Source organism: Bradyrhizobium sp. LTSP857 (assembly GCF_000938285.1).
Taxonomy (GTDB): Bacteria; Pseudomonadota; Alphaproteobacteria; order Rhizobiales; family Xanthobacteraceae; genus Bradyrhizobium.
Genome location: NZ_JYMS01000039.1, coordinates 119,836 through 140,126, shown reverse-complemented (window position 1 = coordinate 140,126; position 20,291 = coordinate 119,836). Strand labels below are relative to the sequence as shown.

Genomic DNA, 20,291 nt, shown 5'->3' with positions numbered 1-20,291 from the left:
CGCGTTCGCGAAGCGTGTCAGACGGTCGATTGCGCGACCACGACCTTGCGCCAGGGTTTCAGCACGAGGATCGCGAGCAGAGAGGCCAGGATGTTGGCGCCGGCCGCGAGGATGAACACGTTGTCCCAATGGCCGGAGGTCTGCTGCACATAATTGGCGAGCGGCACCAGAAGCGCGGCCGTGCCTTTGGCGGTGTAGAGCAGGCCGGCATTGGTGGTCGCGAATTTTGCGCCGAACGTATCTGTGCAGGTCGACGGGAACAGCGAGTAGATCTCGCCCCAGGCAAAGAACACGAAGCCTGACAGGATCACGAACCAGATTGGATCCTGGCCCCAGAGGTAGAGCATCCAGATGCCAAAGCCTTCCATGCCGAAGGCGATGAACATCGTGTTCTCGCGGCCGATCATGTCGGAGATCCAGCCGAAGAACGGACGCGTCAGGCCGTTGAGCACGCGGTCGATCGTCGCTGCGAACGTCACCGCGGTCATGGTCATGCCGATCAGCGTGACCGGAACGCTGTCGACCTTCCAGTCGACCGCGATCGGCTTCAGGTTCGCCGTCACCATCAAGCCGCCGGCACCGACGATCACGAACATGAAGTACATCAGCCAGAAGATCGGCTGACGCAGCACCTCGGTCGGCTGGTAGTTGCGACGCGTCTGCACGAGTGCTGCATTCGCCACCACGTTCGGGACCTGCCCCGGCTTCGGCGCAAGCAGGAAAAACGCGAGGATGCAGATGATGATGCCTTGTCCCAGGCCGAAATAGAGGAAGGTGGTCTGGAAGCCACTGTCCTTGATCATGGCCTGGATCGGCGCGACGGTGAGGGCCGAGCCCGCACCGAAGCCTGCGGCGGTGATGCCCGCGGCAAGGCCGCGCTTGTCGGGAAACCATTTCAGCGCGTTGCCGACGCAGGTGCCATAGACGCCGCCGGCGCCGATGCCGGCGACGATCATGCCGAGATAGAAGCCGTTGAGCGTGGTGGCCTGCGCGTTGATCGCCCAACCGATCGCGCAGAGCACGCCACCGACGAGCACGACGAGGCGCGGACCGTATTTATCGACAAACCATCCTTCGACCGGCACCAGCCAGGTCTCGAACAAAACAAACAGCGTAAAGGCCCACTGGATCGAGGCGCGATCCCAACCGAAAGTCTTCTGGATGTCCGGGACGAAGAACGTCCAGCCATATTGGTAGTTCGCGATCATCACCATGGCCGCTACGCCGATCGCCAATTGCGCCCAGCGATACGTGTCGCTGACGCGCGCGGCTGTAGGGGCTGTTGTTGCCTGCACCATGTCCGTCATAAATCCTCCAATAAGCGCTTCTGTTTTTTTGAGCGAGCGTTGGCTGCATTGTTGTATTCATTATGCCAAGCTTCAAGCGCACGCCGGCCCATTGTGCGCTTATGACGCAACCTCTTTGCGAGGCGGCGTGAATGAGCCGATTCCCAAATAGAAATGGCCCCGCTGAGCGGGGCCATTCTTCAAAAGTAGGAATTCGCTTGTTTTACAACCGGCGCGACAATTCGACGCGCCAGGCTCTGATCTCGCCTTTACAGGCCGAAGCGGGGCAGGTCGCCGTTGTGGCTCGAGATCTCGGCGCTGGCCATCAGCAAGCGATCAAGCGCGGCCATGAAACGGGCGAACAGCGAGGTGGAGGAGGGGGCGAGCGCGACGGAAGCGGTCTTGGACATCGGAAATTCCTTTCTCGAGACGGTCAGTATCGCTGTCTCATTTCAACGGCAACGTATGTATACCAGATGCCAAAGTCCATGCATTCCATTGCATGGCAGCATTTAACCTACCGCATTGCAGCATAACGATGCATTAAAGCAGCCGTTTTGGGCGTAAACGGGTGCGGAATCCGCCCGGTACGCCACGGGACCGGTCTTGGCACCGCAGTGCAAAACCGCTAGTGGTCTGCCCCCTTTTCCAATCATCTCGCAGAGTGGTTCATGTCGAGCGCCTCGCCCGCCGTCTCGATCGGCATCGATTTTGGGACCAGCAACACGGTCGTCGCGATCGCGGCGGACGACCGCCGGGTCGAGGCCATCCGCTTCGACCATGGCGGCCAACGGCACAGCGTCTATGTGTCGGCCCTGTGCTTCTGGGAGGACCGGCCGGGAGCCGGAGCCCAGGCCGAAGGCGGCCCGTGGGCGATCGAGCAGTTTCTCGAAGGACGCCACATCTACCGCTTCCTGCAATCGTTCAAGACCTTCGCCGCGAGCAGCAGTTTCAACACCACCCAGGTGTTTCGGCAGCGCTACAAGTTCGAGGATATTTTAGCGGCGTTCCTGCGGACGCTGGCGCGCCATGGCGGTGGCAAGTTCGGCTTCGAGGCCGCAAACATCACGGTCGGCCGCCCCGTGCGCTTCGCCGGTGGCAATCCCGACGAGGTGCTGGCGATGCAGCGCTACCGGGCCGCGTTCGAACGCCTCGGCGCCGGTCACGCGCGTTACGTTTATGAGCCGGTCGGGGCGGCGTTCTCCTTTGCCCGCCGGCTGGAGCGCGATGCCACGGTCCTCGTTGCGGATTTCGGCGGCGGCACCAGCGATTTCTCGGTGATGCGTTTCTCGCGCGCGGGCGGCCACTTGCGCGCCGAGCCGCTTGGGCACGCCGGCATCGGGATTGCGGGCGACACGTTCGATTACCGCATCGTCGACCACGTCGTCTCGCCGCGGCTGGGCAAGGGCTCGAGCTTCCGCTCGTTCGACAAGGTGCTGCCGGTCCCGAGCGGCCACTACAGCAACCTCGCGCGCTGGCATCAGCTCGCGCTGATGAAGAGCAACGGCGATCTCCGCGAGCTGCGCGAGCTTGCGCGAACCGCGCTGAAGCCGAAGCTTCTTGAAGATTTCATCACCATCGTCGATCTCGACCTCGGCTTTTCGCTGTACCGCGCGGTGTCCGACGCCAAGGTCGCGCTGTCGGGCCACGACGAGGTGGACTTCCGTTTCAAGGGCGGCGGCGTCGACATTGGCGCGACCATCACACGGAAAAACTTCGAAGGCTGGATTGCCGACGATGTGGCCCGGCTCAGCGCCACCGTCGACAAGGTGCTGGGCGAGGCCGGCATCACCGCACGCGAGGTGGAAAAGGTGTTTTTGACCGGCGGCACTTCGTTCGTGCCCGCCGTGCGAAAACTGTTCGCCGAGCGGTTTGGCAACGAACGGCTGATGTCGGGGGACCAGTTCGAGTCGATCGCCTATGGCCTAGCCTTGATCGGACACAGTCCCGATCCGGATCGCTGGACCGCGGACGGCGGGCTCAAGTCGAAAGCATGATCCGGAAAAGCGTGCAGCGGATTTGCCTCGCGACAAACGCGGAACGCGTTTGCGCGGAGATCATGCTCAAACAAAAAACCTGAAGCGCGATGACGCGCTTTAGGCAGGCGCGTAGGCCTATGGCCGCGCGCCCGCCTGTCCTCGCGCTATTGGTTGATCTCGGGCTCGACGAGCCTTGCGAGATTCCGCAGCGATTCCTGCCAGCCGAGATAGCAGGCTTCCGGCGGAATGACGTCCGGGATGCCTGCCTGCGTGATGTCGAGCTCGGTGCCCACCAACACTTTCTTCAGCACCACAGTCACCTGGATTTCGCCAGGCAAGTTGGGATCGTCGAATCTGTCCGTGTATCGCAGGCGTTCGCCCGGGACGAGCTCGACATATTCGCCGCCAAACGCGTGGCTGTGGCCCGTCGTAAAATTCCGGAACGACATTTTGAAGGTGCCCCCGACCTTGGGCTCCAGATGATGCACGGTGCAGGCAAAGCCATTGGGTGGAAGCCATTTCGCAAGCGCGTCCGCCTCGAGAAAGGCGCGATAGAGTTTCTCCGGGCTGGTCGTCAGAACACGGTGCAGGCGTACGGTGCTGGGCATAATCGTCATCCTCATCAATTGGCGGGCTCGACGTTGACGTCTGCTGCCCATTCATGTGCAGAGGACGAACGTGACGCCGCCGATCCGACACAACATCTCGATTTTCTTGCCGGCTTTTTGTTGGCAATGCCTGCGGCGGATCGTCTGGCCGGAACCGCTAGACCACCGTCGCATCCTGCGGCGTCATCGTGAACGCAAGCCGATAGCGGCCCGGCGTCAGATTGTCACGCGCACCCGCAGCGCGAAGCCCGGATGGTGAGAGTTGGTCGGCCGTCACGCGCTCGATTGCGTCAGGATCGTAACCGGACAGCAACACGATCCAATCGGCGACGCCATCGGCCCCGCGGATCTGCTGCTCGGTCGTCGGCGATTTCGTCCGGGGCGTGTCGGTGAGGAGGAGGTGGGCGCCCGTTAGTCCCGGCCTCTGTGCCATGGCACCGAGCGTCTCCGAGAGGTGTGCCTGCAACTCCGTCTCCCGTCCGGCATCCGGCGAAAGCCTGATGGTCGCAAGCGACGTCGCAATGCCGCCGCCAAAACTGGCTGCGATCCGGCACTGGCTGCGGATCATGCCGAGATGATGCGGCATCATCTTGGTCGACCATGGTGTCGGCGTGTTGAGCCGGTCGAGATATCCCCGCGATGTAAGCACGTCGTATTGCTCCAGCTCGTAGAGCACGAAGAAACCTTCCGCATTCTCGGTGCTGGCCCAGCGCGATCCGCGCCGGAAGCCGGGAATGCTCATCCGCTCCGGAAAATGCTCGTGCGAATGCCAGTCGCCGAATTCTGCGCGCTGCTCTGGACGCACGTTCCACCACATTGCGACGGCTGCCTTGCCCAACAGTGACATGCTGACCTCGATCTTTTTTCGCCGTTGGCCGGAAGTCGCGTCGTCGTCCCGCGAAAGATGCCACTTGGTGATGGGGCTCAACCGGCCTGCATGTGGCGCGTGTCGTGATGTGGCGACATGCATACCATACGCAGGCTGCGCCTGCTCACGTGCCACGCGCGCAGCTCTGGATAGATCGAGGCCCCAATTCCGCTGTCGTTTACGTCGGCGCCCTCAGGCCCGGTGAGCTGATCCACGCATCGATCTGGATAGCTGTCTCGTCCTGCCGCACCTTTTGCAGCAAGACCTCGCGGCGATGACCTGGAGGAAGCGAGTGCACCTCTTCGCGCAAACGTTCGACCTCTTCGGCGAGCCGTTGCTTGAGAGATTGGGTCTGCTTGAAACGACGCTGTTCCATAGCGCACCTCCCTTGCTGATGAAGCGGGAGCGCAATCGGCGTTCTCGTCACCGACAAAAGCCAGGTGCCCCGCCGGTGATGAGGAACTCTAGCATGAATCCGCGACGTGTATGTCCACAAGGGTACGTTACTGGTCCGGAACTCTTCGAGGAGGCCTCGCCTCGTCGAGGCCGCCTCAAACCCGTAAAACCCTCCGCCGGCGTCCTGGGGCCAATTAACTCCCTGGCAAGCCTTGCGCGGAAACACGATCAGGTATACCCTAAAGTTGTTCGTTCAGCCGCTGTGCCTTGTTGAATGTGCCCGCGGGCTCCTTTTCCATCGACATCGACGAATTGAAACGGTTCTGCGTGAGCGTCACGCGGAATGCACATATGTGCTCTTTGGAGAAGAAAAATGACGACAGGTACTGTGAAGTGGTTCAACGGCCAGAAGGGCTTCGGATTCATTCAGCCCGACGACGGCGGCAACGATGTGTTCGTTCACATCAGCGCGGTTGAGCGGGCTGGTCTTGCGGGTCTCGCCGAGGGCCAAAAGGTCACCTTCGAGGCCAAGACCGACAAGATGCGGGGCAAGGTCAGCGCTGAGAATCTCTCGCTGGCTTGAGCTATCTGCGCCGTTTCACGGATGTACTGAAACGGCAACGTTGCCCGCTCGATCCCTGGATTGAGCGGGTTTTGTCTGTTGAACAGGGTGAAAGATGAGCGCCAAGAGATCGGCAGAACCGTCACCCGAAGGCATCGCGCGTTCCAATCGTCAACGCCTGGCTGCTGAAGAAGGTGCAAAAGCGATGGCGGATGCCGAAAAGCAGGCCGCCGATGTTCGCAAGAACATGGCCCGACTTCGAGAGCTGCGCGTAGCCAAGGAAGTCGCCGACGCGACCCTCCAAGCATCGTTGCCGGCGCCCACCCCGACGAAGCGCAAGAAGAAGCAGGCGCAATAGCCGACTTCGATAGCGCCGACGAAAATCTGGAGAGGGCCGGTCACATGCCAAAGAGTGCGGGTCTTGCCTAGAGTCAAATCGGACGGCGGTGGCACAATCACGTTCTTTCTCGCGCTTGGCGCGGGCCGACAGATGTGCCGACTTGCGACCACGTTTGCGACCCAGAAGCAGGCCTTCAGCTATCTTCAGAAATACCGGACGGAGTTCGAGCGCATCGCGCGGACGCGGCTGGAGTCGGGCGAGCTCGAAGACGGGATCGTCGTGCTTTCCATGCTCTAGGCCCAGCGTCGATTCCTATTCCGAGCGGCTTCCCGGCTTGTCCTCGCGGGCCAAGCGCTCGGCTTTCAGGCGCTCGCGGTTCTCGTTGAAGGATTGCTGGTCCTTCGCGTAGTCATTCATCGGCTTCAGCGTCTTGGCAGGCTTGAACGCCTTGTTGGCTTCACGCTTGGTGCGATCAGAGGGTTTATCTTTCAACATGTCGTCCTCGATACGAGATGCTTAATCACTCGCTGCGGAGGCGCTACATTTGCAGAGCTCACCGGTTAAGTAGACAACTGACATCCATCGCGTCGGTTCCTCGGAATGCTGCCGTCTCTTTTCGAGCAATGGCATAATACCCCTGTTTTGCCCGACGCGTCAAAGTAGATTCGTAAAATACGAAATACTTTTGCGGCCAGTGAGTTAGCTACTGTGCATGGGGTTGTTTTTCAGTTTTTTGGTTTGGGCCTGCGACCGCACGGCTTTTCTGATGCAAAAAGGGCCGCCTGATCAGGCGGCCCTTTCGTCTTGGCTTGAACCAGATCCGCTTACTCCGCGGCCTGCTTCTGCGGCGGATCGAGCGCGCCGGACTTGTGGATATCGGCGACCTGGTGATCGCTGAAGCCGAGCACGCTGCGCAGGATTTCGTCGGTGTGCTCGCCGAGCAGGGGCGAGCGCTCCACGTCGCTCGGAGAATCCGACAGCTTGATCGGGTTGCCGACCGAGATGTACTTGCCGCGGGTGGGATGGTCGACCTCGACCACGGTGCCGGTCGCGCGCAGCGACTGGTCCTCGGCGATCTCCTTCATCGACAGGATCGGGCCGCAGGGGATGTCGTCCTTGTTGAGGATCTCCATCGCCTCGAACTTCGTCTTCGTCATCGTCCACTGCTCGATGCGGCCGAAGATCTCGTTCAGGCGCGGCAGGCGAACTGCGGGCTTGGCGTAGTTCGGATCGGTCTTCCAGGTCGGCTCGCCGATCACGTCGCAGATCTTCTCCCAGACCGGGGCCTGGGTGATGAAGTAGATGTAGGCGTTGGGATCGGTCTCCCAGCCCTTGCACTTCAGGATGCGGCCGGGCTGACCGCCGCCGGAATCGTTGCCGGCGCGCGGCACGGCATCGCCGAACGGAATGCCTTCGCCGAACTGGCTGTATTCCTTCAGCGGACCGCGCTCGAGACGCTGCTGGTCGCGCAGCTTGACGCGCGCGAGGTTCAACACGCCGTCCTGCATCGCGGCGGTGACCTTCTGGCCCTTGCCCGAATGCGTGCGCTGATAGAGCGCGGTGACGATGCCGAGCGCCAGATGCAGGCCGGTGCCGCTGTCGCCGATCTGCGCCCCGGTCACGAGCGGCAGGCCGTCGCGGAAGCCGGTGGTGGAGGCGGCGCCGCCGGTGCACTGCGCGACGTTCTCATAGACCTTGCAGTCTTCGTACGGCCCCGGGCCAAAGCCCTTGATCGAGGCGACGATCATCTTCGGGTTGATCGCCTGGATCTTCTCCCAGGGGAAGCCCATGCGGTCGAGCACGCCGGGGCCGAAGTTCTCGACCAGCACGTCGCACTTCTTGATCAGCTCGGTCAGGACTTCCTTGCCCTTGGGGTTCTTGGTGTCGAGCGTGATCGAGCGCTTGTTGTGGTTGAGCATGGTGAAATACAGGCTGTCCACGTTTGGGATGTCCTGCAACTGGCCGCGGGTGATGTCGCCGACACCCGGCCGTTCCACCTTGATCACGTCGGCGCCGAACCAGGCGAGCAGCTGCGTGCAGGTCGGTCCGGACTGGACGTGGGTGAAGTCGAGAATGCGAACGCCCTCGAGCGCTTTGGTCATCGTGTTGCTCCGTATACTCTGTCTGCCCCCGCAAACCGCAGGGAATAAGGGTTGAAGGGGAGGGCTTACTTTTTCTTCTGCAGGACGCTCTGCGGGTTGAGGTTGCCGATGCGGCCGCTTTCCGAGCCTGCGGCCGGGTCGATCACCGCGTTGATGAGCGTCGGCTTGCCCGAGGCCATCGCCTCGTTGACGGCGCGCTTCAGTTCATCCGGGGAAGTCGCATTCACGCCGACGCCGCCGAAGGCTTCCATCATCTTGTCGTAGCGCGCGCCCTTGACGAACACCGTCGTCGCCGGATCGGCGTTCACGCTGTTGACGTCGGTGCCGCGATAGATGCCGTCATTGTTGAAGATGACGATGCAGATCGGAAGGTTGTAGCGGCAGATGGTCTCGACCTCCATGCCGGAGAAGCCGAACGCCGAGTCACCTTCCACCGCGAGTACGGGGTGGCCGGTCTCGAGCGTGGCGGCGATCGCCTGGCCCATGCCGATGCCCATCACGCCCCAGGTGCCGACGTCGAGACGCTTGCGCGGCTTGTACATGTCGATGACGCCGCGGGCGAGGTCGAGCGTGTTGGCGCCTTCGTTGACCAGGATCGCCTCGGGATGATCCTTGATCACGTTCTTCAGCACGCCGAGCGCGCCGTGATAGTCCATCGGCGACTTGTTGTTCATCAGCTTCGGCGCCATCTTGGCGACGTTCTCGTCACGCTTGGACGCAATGGCCTTGGTCCATTCGGCCGGCGGCGCGGTCCAGCCCGCAGCTATGGCCTGGTTGAAGGCCGCAACGACCGAGCCGATGTCGCCAACGACGGGCGCGACGATCTCGACGTTGGAGTCCATTTCCCTCGGCTCGATGTCGACCTGGATGAACTTCTTGGGCGCTTCGCCCCAGCTCTTGCCCTTGCCGTGCGAGAGCAGCCAGTTCAGCCGCGCGCCGATCAGCAGCACGACATCGGACTCTTTCAGCACCGTCGAACGGGCCGCGCCGGCGCACTGCGGATGCGTGTCGGCGAGAAGGCCCTTGGCCATGCTCATCGGCAGGAACGGCACGCCGCTCTTCTCGACGAAGGTCTTGATCTCTTCGTCGGCCTGCGCGTAGGCCGCACCCTTGCCGAGGATGATCAGCGGACGCTTAGCGCTTTTCAAAACATCAAGCGCGCGCTTGATCGAAGCGGGCGAGGGGAGCTGCGCAGGCGCAGCGTCAATCACCTTGACCAGCGACTTCTGGCCGGCGTCGGCATTCATCACCTGGCCGAACAGCTTTGCCGGCAGGTCGAGATAGACGCCGCCCGGACGGCCCGAAACGGCGGCGCGGATGGCGCGCGCAAAACCGATGCCGATGTCCTGGGCGTGCAGCACGCGATAGGCCGCCTTGCACAGCGGCTTGGCGATCGCGAGCTGGTCCATCTCTTCGTAGTCGCCCTGCTGGAGGTCGACGACCTCGCGCTCGGACGAGCCCGAGATCAGGATCATCGGATAGCAGTTGGTGGTGGCGTGGGCGAGCGCGGTGAGACCGTTGAGGAAGCCGGGCGCGGAGACGGTGAGGCAGACGCCGGGCTTCTTGGTGAGGTAGCCGGCGATGCCCGCGGCGTAACCGGCGTTCTGCTCGTGGCGGAACGAGATCACGCGAATGCCGGCGGCCTGCGCCATGCGGCCCAAATCCGTGATCGGGATGCCCGGCACATTATAGATGGTGTTGATGCCGTTCAGCTTGAGCGCGTCGATGACGAGATGAAAACCATCCGTCAGTTCCTGCTCGGTGCCCGGTGCTTCGGACTTGGTCGCGGTATTCAGCATGGGCCTTGTCTCCCTGGTCTCAAGGTCTTGGAGGCGAATTGCTCGCCCTTCTGGTGAACGTTGCTAGTTAGAACAGTTCCTGGCCGTGCGCTTCGACGTAGGCTGCAAGGCCAAGGGTGTGGTCGCGGGCGCGCTTCTCGGCGAGATCGGTATCGCGCGCTTCGAGCGCTTCGATCATGCCGAGATGCTCGGGCAGCGAGGTCGCGGTGCGGTCCTTGCGTCCGATCGTCAGTTGCCGGTAGCCGCGCACGTGCAGCAGCAAATCGTTGGTGAGATCGACCAGCACCGGGGATTCCGACAGCGAGATCAGCGCCTGGTGGAAAGCGATGTTGGCGCGCGAATATTCCTCGACGTGATCCTGCGGCAGGCGGTCCTTGCTGAAGTCCTTGAAGAAGTCGCGCAGCGCCGTGATGTCCTTTTTGCGCGCGGTGGCGGTGATGAGGCGCGCGGCCATGCTTTCCAGCGCCGCCCAGGCGCGGATCATGTCGACGATCTCGCTCTTGGTCCGGCGCACCACCATGATGCCGCGGCGCGGCACGGTCTTCACGAAACCGTCCTGCTCGAGCATCGCGATCGCTTCGCGGATCGGCGTGCGGCTCACGCCCAGGCGTTCGGACAACGCGCGCTCGTCCAGCATCACCGGCTCGGGCGTCGAGTAGATGTCCATCTTGAGAATGGCTTCCTTCAAGGCGTCATACGCCTTGTTCTTGAAGCTGCTCTCCGGGGCAATACGAACGATTGCGATGTCTGCCTCGGCCATGTTCGGCAACACCTTGGTTGGTTTCCGCAGTGACACGACGATTCTCCTCCAGTGGGAGTCGTCTTTTACAGGAATATTAACCGGAAAGTTTTTGGCATACCAAATACCAGTATGTCAAGCTGCCTATTTTTTGCAGCGTTCTAACCTACGACTTGCCTTGACAAGTTGGCTTCTGGCATACCAAATGCCATCACTGGCCATTTTTGATCCAAGCCGGCGGAGTAGTCTGGGCATTTCTGCCTCTCCGTTCCGCGGTACGGAACAGAGCGCGGCGATGGCAAGTGTCACGGGCAGCCGCAATACACGCGCTTTGCAAAGCAAGAACTGAAGGTCAAGGGAGAAGCCACATGTCCAATTCCAAAGATGCCGTCCGGAAGGTCCTTGACCAGGTCAAGACGGACAACCGCACCAGCCTGACGGCGCCGGAAGGCAAGCTGGTCTGCGACGCCTACGGCATTCCGGTGCCGAAGGAGGGCGTGGTGAAGTCGGCCGGCGAGGCCGGCAAGATCGCCGCTTCCATGGGTTTCCCGGTGGTGATGAAGATCGTCTCGCCGGACATTCTCCACAAGACCGAGGCCGGCGGCGTCATCGTCGGCGTCAAGACGGCCCAGGATGCCGAGAACGCCTACGAGACCATTCTTGGTAATGCCAGGAAGTACAAGGCCGATGCCAAGATCGAGGGTATCCAGGTGCAGCAGATGCTGGCCGGCGGTACCGAGGTGATCGTCGGCTCGATCACGGACGGCTCGTTCGGCAAGCTGGTCGCCTTCGGCCTCGGCGGCGTGCTGGTCGAAGTGTTGAAGGACATCACCTTCCGCCTCGCGCCCGCGACTAAGGAAGACGCGCTGTCGATGCTCGACGGCATCCAGGCGCATGAGATCCTCAAGGGCGTGCGCGGCGGTGAGCCGGTCAACCGCACGGCGCTTGCCGAAATCATCGTCAAGGTCTCGCAGCTCGTCACGGATTTCCCGGAAATCATCGAGCTCGATCTCAACCCGGTATTCGCGACGGCGAAGGATGCGATCGCCGCCGACGTGCGCATCGTTGTTGATTTCGCCTACAAGCCCAAGCCGAAGCCGCGCCCGACCGAAGAAATCGTCGCTGCGATGAGCCGCATCATGCAGCCGAAGGCGGTTGCGGTGGTTGGCGCCTCTGCCGAAGACGGCAAGATCGGCAACTCCGTGATGAAGAACCTCATCAATGGCGGCTACAAGGGCGACATCTATCCGATCCATCCCAAGGCCGCCGAGATCCTCGGCTACAAGGCCTATAAGAGCGTCAAGGACGTGCCGGGCGTGATCGACACCGCGGTGTTCGCGATCCCCGCGAAGTTCGTCGCCGCGGCGCTCGTCGAATGCGGCGAGAAGAAAATCCCCGGCGCGGTGCTGATCCCATCGGGCTTTGCCGAGGCCGGCGCGCCGGAATTGCAGGCCGAGATCGTCGAGATCGGCCAGAAGTACAACGTCCGCCTGATGGGGCCGAACATCTATGGCTTCTATTATACGCCCGCCAATCTCTGCGCGACCTTCTGCACGGCTTACGACGTGAAGGGTCACGCGGCGCTGTCATCGCAGTCGGGCGGCATCGGCATGGCCATCATCGGTTTCTCGCGCTCGGCGAAGATGGGCGTCTCCGCCATCGTCGGTCTCGGCAACAAGTCTGATATCGACGAGGACGATCTGCTCGCCTTCTTCGAGCAGGACCCGAACACCAATTTGATCGCGCAGCACTGCGAAGACCTCAAGGACGGCCGCGCCTTCGCGGAAGCCGCCAAGCGGGTCTCCAAGAAGAAGCCGGTGATCGTGCTCAAGGCCGGCCGTACCTCGGCCGGCGCCAAGGCGGCCTCGTCGCACACCGGCGCGCTCGCCGGCAACGACAAGATCTATGAGGATGTTCTGGCGCAGTCCGGCGTGATCCGGGCGCGCAGCTTGCGGCAACTGCTCGAATTCGCCCGTGGCGTGCCGGTGCTGCCGACGCCGAAGGGCGAGAACGTGCTGATCATCACCGGCGCCGGCGGCTCGGGCGTGCTGCTGTCGGATTCCTGCGTCGACAACGGCCTGTCGCTGATGGCGATGCCGCCGGATCTCGATGCGGCCTTCCGCAAGTTCATCCCCCCGTTCGGTGCGGCCGGCAATCCGGTGGATATCACCGGTGGCGAGCCGCCGATCACCTACGTCAACACGGTGAAGCTCGGCCTGTCGGACGAGCGCATTCATTCGCTGATCCTCGGTTACTGGCACACCATCGTCACGCCGCCGATGGTGTTCGCCCGCAACATGGTTGAGGTGAAGAAGGAGATGGAAGCCAAGGGCTTCGTGAAGCCGATCGTCGCCTCGCTCGCCGGCGACGTCGAGGTCGAGGAAGCCGCCGAATATCTTTACCAGAACGGCATCCCGGCCTATGCCTACTCGACCGAGCTTCCGGTCGAGGTGCTCGGCGCCAAGTACAAGTGGGCGCGCGGGGCAGGGCTGCTCTGAGACGAGACATTCATCTCTCCCCGCGCTTATCCGCCGAAGCCTTGGCGAAGGCGGATGCGGGGAGAGATGACAACAGTCAGGTCGCGATGAGCAAGAACGTGATCCGGCGCAAAGCACTCGAGCCTCGATCTCCATCGGAGGCCGAGCACGACGCACGTGACGGCGGCGTGCAGTCCGTCGACCGCGCGCTGTCGATCCTCGAGACACTGGCGGAAGACGACGAAGGCTATCGCCTCAGCGATCTCGCGGTCCGCACCGGCCTGTCGGCCTCGACCGTGCATCGCCTGCTGGCGACGCTGGAAAGCCGTCGCTTCGTTCAATTCGACCGCGCCGAATCCAAATGGCATGTCGGCGTCCGCAGCTTTACCGTAGGCGCCAGCTTCGCGCGGCGACGCAATTTCACCGCGCAAGCGATTCCGTACCTCCGCAAGCTGCGCGATCTCACCCGCGAGACCGCCAATCTTGCCGTGGTCGACGACGAATTCATCATCGTGCTGACCCGCATGGAAAGCCGCGAGATCATGCGCTCGCTGACCAAGGTCGGCGGCCGCGTTCCCATGGTGACGTCGGGCGTCGGCAAGGCGGTGCTCGCGACCTATTCGGACGAGGACGTCGGCGCCGTCATCCGCCATCACGGCATGCCGCGCCTCACCGAAAAATCCATTGTGCGGCCGAGTGATCTCTTCAAGGAACTCGCGACGATCCGCAAGCAGGGTTTTGCGGTCGACGACGAAGAGGCCGAGATGGGCCTGCGCTGCGTCGCCGCCGTGGTCTACAACGCGCTTGCGGAACCGCTCGCGGCGATCTCGGTGTCCGGCCTGACCAGTCGCGTCACAGACGCCCGGCTGCCCGAGATCGGCCGAGTGGTGCGCGATGTCGCCGCGGAACTGACGGCTGCGCTCGGCGGTGTGACGCCGGTGGTCAAGTCTTCCGAAGCGAGGTGAGGACGATGGCAGGGCGAAATATCCGTCAATCGATTCCGTATCGCCGCATGTAGTCCGCCACGTTCGGCCTGATAGCCTTCGCCGCCGCGAAATCGGCGTCGCTGCCGACGAGATCCCCCTTCCGTCGTTTGTTCACCGCGCGTCCATACAAAGCGACAGCCATTCTGGGCTCGATGCGGAGTACGGCGTCGTAGTCGGCAAGGGCGTTGTCCAGCAACCCTTTCTTGAGCTCGACGAGGGCACGGCTGTCAAGGATGTTGGCATCGCCAGGTCTGATCTGCAAAGCCTCGTTGCAATCCGCGAGGGCGTCGTCGAAGGAGCCTGCCATTGAGCGGGCGATACAGCGGCTGTTCAACGCACGGGCATTTCTGGGTTCGAGTTTCAGCGCCTGTCCAAGATCTTGGATGGCGTGATCGTATTCGCGCTTTCCCTGATAGGATTGTGAGCGGCGCAAGAAAGCGAATGCATTCCCGGGGGTCGCATCAAGTTCGATCGCCCGGGCGTAGTCGGCTGCGGCGTGATCACGCTGGTCCTTAAGATCGTGCGCAAGACCTCTAGCATAGAATCCAACTGGGCAAAGGGGGTCTAATTTGATCGACTGCTCGGTATCCTCGAGAGCTCTGTCGTACTCGTGCATGGTCAGATAGACTTGACCCCGGGCCCAGTAGCCGCGGGCGTTACTGGGATAGAGCTTGATAGCCTCGTCGAAATCCTCCATTACACGCGCGAACTCGCTCTTGTTCGCATAGAGTGCTGCTCGTTCGAGGAAGGCAACGGAGGAATGGGGATCGAGGCTTATCGCGCGATCAAGGTCCTCGATAGCCTCGTCCCACTGGTGATTCGCCGCATGGGCGATACCTCGTTCGACATGGAAACTCGGGTTGGCTGGATCGAGCTTGATGGCCTCGTCAATCTGTTCGATGGCATGCTCGTAGGCACCGGTGAACTTGAAAGGCGTAGCAGCCAGGATAAACTTGTAGCCCTTCTTGGTTTCGGGCGAGACCTTTCGAATGTCCCCGTATGCCTCGCGCGGTGGAATTCGACAGGCGGAAAGAATCTTGGCCGGCGGCAGTTCGTCGGCTTGTGCAAGTTCTCTGGCTGCACTCGCGATGACCAGTTGCGTGAACAGGGCGATCGCCAGTCCCTGGAGCCGGAAATGTTTTCTGAGAACGCCAACGGCGAAAGCGTCGTGACGGCGTTGCCGCCGGCCTACCAAATACTTCAGGATGCTCATCAACGGGATTCGAGATTTCTACCCAACCAAGTGCAACGTTAGCATGTACTAATTTTCAGAGGCAACCCAGATATCAAGATGACGCCGGCCTGACCAGCCGCGTCACCGACGCCCGACTGCCGGAGATCGGCCGAGGTTGCCGCGGAACTGACGGCTGCGCTCGGCGGCGTGACGCCGGTGGCGAAACCAGGCTGAGCCGGGTTTGCGGTCCGTCGTGACCGTTGAAAGAAATCAGATCTGGCGGCACGAGCCCCGACATCGGTATATCCTTCCACCGTTGTCGCGTCCTTTTGGGGAATGTCATGCCTTCTGAGCTCCGTTCGCCCCGTCTCGCTGTCCTGATCGACGCCGACAACGCATCCGCAAAGATCGCCGATGGACTGTTCGAGGAGATTGCCAAGATCGGCGAGGCCAGCGTCCGTCGCATCTATGGCGACTTCTCCAATGCGCGATCGAGGGGCTGGGCCGACATCCTGTCGAAGCACGCCATCATCCCGCAGCAGCAATTCGCCTATACGACGGGAAAGAATGCCTCCGACATAACCCTGGTCATCGACGCCATGGACCTGCTTCACAGCGGCCGGTTCGATGGTTTTTGCCTGGTGTCGTCCGACAGCGACTTCACCCGGCTTGCGGCCCGTATCCGGGAGCAGGGCGTCGATGTCTTCGGCTTCGGCGAGCACAAGACACCGGAGAGTTTTAGGCAGGCCTGCCGAAGATTCGTCTACACGGAGAACCTGCTTGCCGCCCCGGCGAACACCCAGGACGCCGCCTTAAGATCGGCATCGCTCCAGCCACCTGATGCCGCCACGCCCATCATCAAAAAGGTCATCACCCAGATGGAGAGCGAAGATGGCTGGGTCACGCTTGGAGATGTCGGGCGCCAGCTGGCCAATTTGGCTTCCGATTTCGACCCGAGGACTTTTGGCTTCCGCAAGCTGAGCGACCTCGTGCGCAAGACCAATTCGTTCGAGATCGACGAATCAAAAGGTCGGTCGATGCGGATTCGGGTCAAGCCGACTGCCGCACCATCGCCGAGAGCGCGGAACTCGCGCAGACCTGCGAAGTCAGGGACGGCGGGCGGTTCGCCGCCTAAGGCGTAAGCAGGGCGTGCCGTTATATTTGAGCTTGCCCCGGTTGGCGCAGGGCGTAACCATCGCCCGGCCGTAACGCCACGCGAGGGTTCTGATGACCAAACTTACCCGCTTTGCGGTCGCGCCGCTGCATGCGATGACGCGGCGCTTGGCCGATGTCGCCTCGGGACGTGTTGTGCCGGACCTCGTCATTACGGGCGCGGCGGTGCTGTCGACCTATTCGGAACGTCTCCATCCCGGTCGGGAGGTCTGGGTCACCGGCGGCCGCATCGCGGCGGTGAAGCCGGCGGGCGCGGCCACGAAGGCCTGGAGTGACGTTGTGGTCTACGACGCGGCTGGCGGCATCATCGCGCCAGGTCTGGTCGACCCGCACATCCACATCGAATCCTCCATGGTGACGGCCTGCGCCTATGCCGAGGCTGCCCTCCTCAACGGCACTACCACGATCTTCTGTGACAGCCACGAGATCGGCAACGTCATGGACGTCGCCGGCGTCGAGGCGATGCTGGAAGATGCGCGCGAGGCGCCGCTCTCGATCTTCTTGACGGTGCCGTCGACCGTGCCGGCAACCTCGGCCGCACTGGAGACCGCGGGCGGCGACCTCACGCCGGACAAGATCGCCGGGCTGTTCGACCGCTGGCCGGAAGCGGTCGGGCTCGGCGAGAAGATGGATTTCGTGCCGGTCACCATGGGCGACGAGCGCAGCCACGCGATCCTCGCCGCCGCCTTGAAGCGCGGGCGGCCGGTGTCCGGCCATGTCTACGGCCGTGAATTCGTCGCGGCCTATGCGGCATCTGGCGTCACCGACACACACGAGGCGATCGACCGCGACATCGCCGACGATCTGCTTGATGCCGGCGTCTGGGTATTTTTGCGCGGGGGACCGCCGACCACGCCCTGGCACTCGTTGCCGCAGGCGATCCGCACCATCACCGAGCTCGGCGCCTCGCACAAGCGTACCGCCGTGTGCACTGACGACCGCGATGCCGACGACCTCCTGCTGTTCGGTCTCGACTGGGTGGTGCGCGAGGCGGTGAAGGCCGGGATGTCGCCGGAGCAGGCCTGGTCGATGGGTTCGCTGCATGGCGCGACGCGCTTTGGCATGGAGGGTGACATCGGAGGGCTCGGCGGCGGCCGCCGCGCCGACCTGGTGCTGATGGACGATCAGCTCAAGCCGCAATGCACCTGGTATGGCGGCGAGCTCGTGGTCGAGCGCGGCAAGATCACGCCGCGGCTCGATCAGGCATTGTCGCAGCGCTATCAATATCCGAAGGCAGCCTATGTGACGGTGAAGCTGCCCGAGAAGCTGAAGCTGACGCCGGAGCTGCCGGCGAAGGCTTGCACGGTTAATGCGATCAAGACGGCGCTGCCCGGCATCATGCTGATCCACGAGAAGATTGCGATCGAACCGGCAACGGACTGGCCGTCGCTGTTTGCGCGCTACGGCCTGTGCTTCGTCACGGTGGTCGAGCGCCACGGCAAGTCGGCCGGCAATGTTGCCTACGGCCTGCTAAAGGACTTTGGCCTGAAGCGCGGCGCGGTCGCCTCCAGCGTCGGGCATGATAGCCACAACATCATCGTCGCCGGCACCAACGAGGGTGACATGCAGGTCGCGATCGCTGCCATCAAGGAGCAGCAAGGCGCTGTCTGTGTCGTCGCCGATGGCAAGGTGAGGGCGCTGGTGCCGCTGCCGATCGCCGGGCTCTTGTCCGACAAGCGCGTCACGGAGGTGGCGGAAGAGGTCAAGGTGCTGAAGAAGGAATGGACGGAGGCCGGCTGCACCATTCCCTACATGGGCTTTAATCTGATTCCGCTATCGGTCATTCCGGAAATTCGCATCACCGACAAGGGCCTCGTGCTGGTGCCCCAGATGGAGCTGGCGCCGCTGTTCGAGTGATCGCTTTCACACATTTCTCGATCTAACCGATTGAGACAACCGCATATTTTCTACGGCTGCCGCATCGTGGAAAATAAAATCGATCTCGTTGAGATCGTATCCTGCACACCTGATGATCTCGCTCGCTGACTTAACCGAGCGAGGTCTGATATGGCGAAGATGCGAGCCATCGACGCGGCTGTGCGTATCCTGGAAAAAGAAGGCATCTCTACCGCCTTCGGCGTTCCCGGGGCTGCGATCAACCCGCTTTACTCTGCGCTGAAGAAGCGCGGCTCCATCCGCCATATCCTGGCGCGCCATGTCGAGGGCGCCTCGCACATGGCAGAGGGGTATACGCGGGCGAAGGCCGGTAATATCGGCGTCTGCATCGGCACCTCGGGGCCGGCGGGCACCGACATGATCACGGGACTCTATTCGGCGATCGCTGATTCCATTCCGATCCTTTGCATCACGGGCCAGGCGCCGCGCGCGCGGCTCTACAAGGAGGATTTTCAGGCGGTCGATATCGAGTCGATCGCAAAGCCCGTGACCAAATGGGCGGTGACCGTGCGCGAGCCGGCGCTGGTGCCGCGCGTGTTCAGCCAGGCCTTTCATGTGATGCGGTCGGGCCGGCCGGGGCCGGTCTTGATCGACATGCCCCTCGACGTACAGCTCGCCGAGATCGAGTTCGACGACGAGACCTATGAGCCGCTGCCGGTCTACAAGCCCACTGCGACCCGCAAGCAGGTCGAGAAGGCGCTGGAGATGTTGAATGCCGCAGAGCGGCCGCTAATCGTGGCGGGCGGCGGCGTTATCAATGCCGATGCCTCGGACCTGCTGGTTGCGTTCGCCGAGATCACCAACGTGCCGGTGGTGCCGACGCTGATGGGGTGGGGCGCGATCCCCGACGATCACGTGCTGATGGCCGGCATGGTCGGCCTTCAGACCAGCCATCGCTATGGTAATGCCACGATGCTGGAGTCGGATTTCGTGCTCGGCATCGGCAATCGCTGGGCCAACCGGCACACCGGTTCGGTCGAGACCTACACCAAGGGCCGCACTTTCGTGCATGTCGACATTGAGCCGACCCAGATCGGGCGCGTGTTCAATCCCGATCTCGGCATCGCCTCGGACGCGAAGGCCGCGCTCGAGCTTTTCGTCACCGTCGCCAGGGAGTGGCGGCGGTCAGGCAGGTTGCGCGAGCGCCAGGCGTGGCCCGCGGCCTGCCGCGATCGCAAGCGCTCGATGCTGCGCAAGAGCCATTTCGACAATGTCCCGATCAAGCCGCAGCGCGTCTATGAGGAGATGAACAAGGCGTTCGGCCGCGACACCACCTATGTCACCGTGATCGGCCTGTCGCAAATCGCCGGCGCGCAGTTTTTAGGCGTCTACAAGCCGCGCAACTGGATCAATGCCGGGCAGGCGGGCCCGCTTGGATGGACGCTGCCGGCGGCGCTCGGCGTGCGCGCGGCGTGCCCCGACCGCGACATCGTCGCGCTGTCGGGTGACTACGACTTCCAGTTCCTGATCGAGGAACTCGCGGTCGGCGCGCAGTTCAATCTGCCTTACATCCACGTCGTCGTGAACAATTCCTATCTCGGCCTGATCCGCCAGGCTCAGCGCGGTTTTGACATGGACTATCACGTCCAGCTCTCGTTCGAGAACATCAACGCCCCCGAACTCGGCGGCTATGGTGTCGACCACGTGGCAGTCGCCGAAGGCCTTGGCTGCAAGGCAATCCGTGTCACGGATCCAAAGGACTCGCAGGCGGCATTCGCGACCGCGCGCGAATTGATGGCGAAACACCGCGTGCCCGTGGTGGTCGAGTTCATCCTCGAGCGCGTCACCAACATTGCGATGGGGACCGAGATCGACAACATCGTCGAGTTCGAGGAGGTGCTGGATCTGCCGCTCGACGAGGTCGGGACCGCGCGGCCCGGCGTGCTTCAGCCGGCGGAATAGGGGA

Annotated in this window: 19 protein-coding genes; 9 read left to right on the top strand and 10 right to left on the bottom strand. The window is 62.5% G+C overall.

Annotated elements, in window-relative coordinates; translation table 11 throughout:
• Positions 1-17 precede the first annotated feature (17 nt).
• Both oxlT and UP06_RS41635 read right to left on the bottom strand, forming a co-directional pair.
• Positions 18-1,307: an oxalate/formate MFS antiporter gene (gene oxlT / locus UP06_RS25400; protein WP_045006408.1), complete on the bottom strand. Its 1,290-nt coding sequence runs from the start codon at positions 1,305-1,307 to the stop codon at positions 18-20.
• Between the two features lie 248 nt (positions 1,308-1,555).
• A complete protein-coding gene (locus UP06_RS41635; protein ID WP_197087376.1) occupies positions 1,556-1,696 on the bottom strand; it encodes a hypothetical protein in 141 nt (46 codons plus the stop codon).
• A 261-nt stretch (positions 1,697-1,957) separates the two neighbouring features.
• On the opposite strand from UP06_RS41635, the gene UP06_RS25395 reads away from it, so the two are divergent.
• On the top strand, positions 1,958-3,283 hold the full coding sequence (locus UP06_RS25395; RefSeq protein ID WP_045006407.1) for an Hsp70 family protein: 1,326 nt from the start codon (positions 1,958-1,960) through the stop codon (positions 3,281-3,283).
• A 146-nt stretch (positions 3,284-3,429) separates the two neighbouring features.
• On the opposite strand, the gene UP06_RS25390 is transcribed toward UP06_RS25395, so the two are convergent.
• The 3 genes from UP06_RS25390 to UP06_RS25380 all read right to left on the bottom strand — a co-directional run bounded on the left by UP06_RS25390 (position 3,430) and on the right by UP06_RS25380 (position 5,117).
• Complete coding sequence (locus UP06_RS25390) at positions 3,430-3,873, bottom strand: SRPBCC family protein (protein ID WP_045006406.1); 444 nt, start codon at positions 3,871-3,873, stop codon at positions 3,430-3,432.
• A gap of 157 nt (positions 3,874-4,030) precedes the next feature.
• Positions 4,031-4,720, bottom strand: coding sequence for a hypothetical protein (locus tag UP06_RS25385; RefSeq protein WP_045006559.1), 690 nt, complete (start codon positions 4,718-4,720; stop codon positions 4,031-4,033).
• Between the two features lie 199 nt (positions 4,721-4,919).
• A complete protein-coding gene (locus UP06_RS25380; RefSeq protein WP_045006405.1) occupies positions 4,920-5,117 on the bottom strand; it encodes a hypothetical protein in 198 nt (65 codons plus the stop codon).
• 393 nt (positions 5,118-5,510) lie between these two features.
• Here UP06_RS25380 and UP06_RS25375 point away from each other — a divergent pair, with 393 nt between their 5' ends.
• The 3 genes from UP06_RS25375 to UP06_RS25370 all read left to right on the top strand — a co-directional run bounded on the left by UP06_RS25375 (position 5,511) and on the right by UP06_RS25370 (position 6,336).
• A complete protein-coding gene (locus UP06_RS25375) occupies positions 5,511-5,720 on the top strand; it encodes a cold-shock protein (protein WP_045006404.1) in 210 nt (69 codons plus the stop codon).
• A gap of 94 nt (positions 5,721-5,814) precedes the next feature.
• Complete coding sequence (locus UP06_RS40165; protein WP_082078533.1) at positions 5,815-6,057, top strand: transcriptional regulator; 243 nt, start codon at positions 5,815-5,817, stop codon at positions 6,055-6,057.
• A gap of 54 nt (positions 6,058-6,111) precedes the next feature.
• Positions 6,112-6,336 carry a hypothetical protein gene (locus UP06_RS25370; protein ID WP_045006403.1) on the top strand — a complete coding sequence of 75 codons (225 nt, stop codon included), beginning with the start codon at positions 6,112-6,114 and terminating at the stop codon, positions 6,334-6,336.
• Between the two features lie 15 nt (positions 6,337-6,351).
• On the opposite strand, the gene UP06_RS25365 is transcribed toward UP06_RS25370, so the two are convergent.
• The 4 genes from UP06_RS25365 to UP06_RS25350 all read right to left on the bottom strand — a co-directional run bounded on the left by UP06_RS25365 (position 6,352) and on the right by UP06_RS25350 (position 10,700).
• Entirely contained in the window at positions 6,352-6,534 is a 183-nt protein-coding gene (locus UP06_RS25365; RefSeq protein ID WP_045006402.1) for a hypothetical protein, read from the bottom strand.
• Between the two features lie 329 nt (positions 6,535-6,863).
• On the bottom strand, positions 6,864-8,141 hold the full coding sequence (frc, locus tag UP06_RS25360; protein WP_045006401.1) for a formyl-CoA transferase: 1,278 nt from the start codon (positions 8,139-8,141) through the stop codon (positions 6,864-6,866).
• 65 nt (positions 8,142-8,206) lie between these two features.
• Positions 8,207-9,940, bottom strand: a complete 1,734-nt coding sequence (oxc, locus tag UP06_RS25355; protein WP_045006400.1) for an oxalyl-CoA decarboxylase — start codon at positions 9,938-9,940, stop codon at positions 8,207-8,209.
• 67 nt (positions 9,941-10,007) lie between these two features.
• Positions 10,008-10,700, bottom strand: coding sequence for a GntR family transcriptional regulator (locus UP06_RS25350; RefSeq protein ID WP_502691261.1), 693 nt, complete (start codon positions 10,698-10,700; stop codon positions 10,008-10,010).
• A gap of 347 nt (positions 10,701-11,047) precedes the next feature.
• Between UP06_RS25350 and UP06_RS25345 the strand changes: the two genes are divergently transcribed.
• Positions 11,048-13,177 (top strand): acetate--CoA ligase family protein, encoded by a 2,130-nt coding sequence (locus UP06_RS25345; protein WP_045006398.1) that lies wholly within the window; start codon positions 11,048-11,050, stop codon positions 13,175-13,177.
• Positions 13,178-13,263: 86 nt separating this feature from the next.
• On the top strand, positions 13,264-14,121 hold the full coding sequence (locus tag UP06_RS25340) for an IclR family transcriptional regulator (RefSeq protein WP_045006397.1): 858 nt from the start codon (positions 13,264-13,266) through the stop codon (positions 14,119-14,121).
• Positions 14,122-14,146: 25 nt separating this feature from the next.
• On the opposite strand, the gene UP06_RS25335 is transcribed toward UP06_RS25340, so the two are convergent.
• Positions 14,147-15,355 (bottom strand): tetratricopeptide repeat protein, encoded by a 1,209-nt coding sequence (locus UP06_RS25335; RefSeq protein WP_045006396.1) that lies wholly within the window; start codon positions 15,353-15,355, stop codon positions 14,147-14,149.
• 302 nt (positions 15,356-15,657) lie between these two features.
• On the opposite strand from UP06_RS25335, the gene UP06_RS25330 reads away from it, so the two are divergent.
• The 3 genes from UP06_RS25330 (at position 15,658) to gcl (ending at position 20,287) form a co-directional block, all read left to right on the top strand.
• Positions 15,658-16,458 carry an NYN domain-containing protein gene (locus tag UP06_RS25330; RefSeq protein WP_045006395.1) on the top strand — a complete coding sequence of 267 codons (801 nt, stop codon included), beginning with the start codon at positions 15,658-15,660 and terminating at the stop codon, positions 16,456-16,458.
• A gap of 85 nt (positions 16,459-16,543) precedes the next feature.
• A complete protein-coding gene (locus tag UP06_RS25325) occupies positions 16,544-18,346 on the top strand; it encodes an adenine deaminase C-terminal domain-containing protein (protein WP_045006394.1) in 1,803 nt (600 codons plus the stop codon).
• A 150-nt stretch (positions 18,347-18,496) separates the two neighbouring features.
• A complete protein-coding gene (gene gcl / locus UP06_RS25320; protein WP_045006393.1) occupies positions 18,497-20,287 on the top strand; it encodes a glyoxylate carboligase in 1,791 nt (596 codons plus the stop codon).
• Positions 20,288-20,291 lie beyond the last annotated feature (4 nt).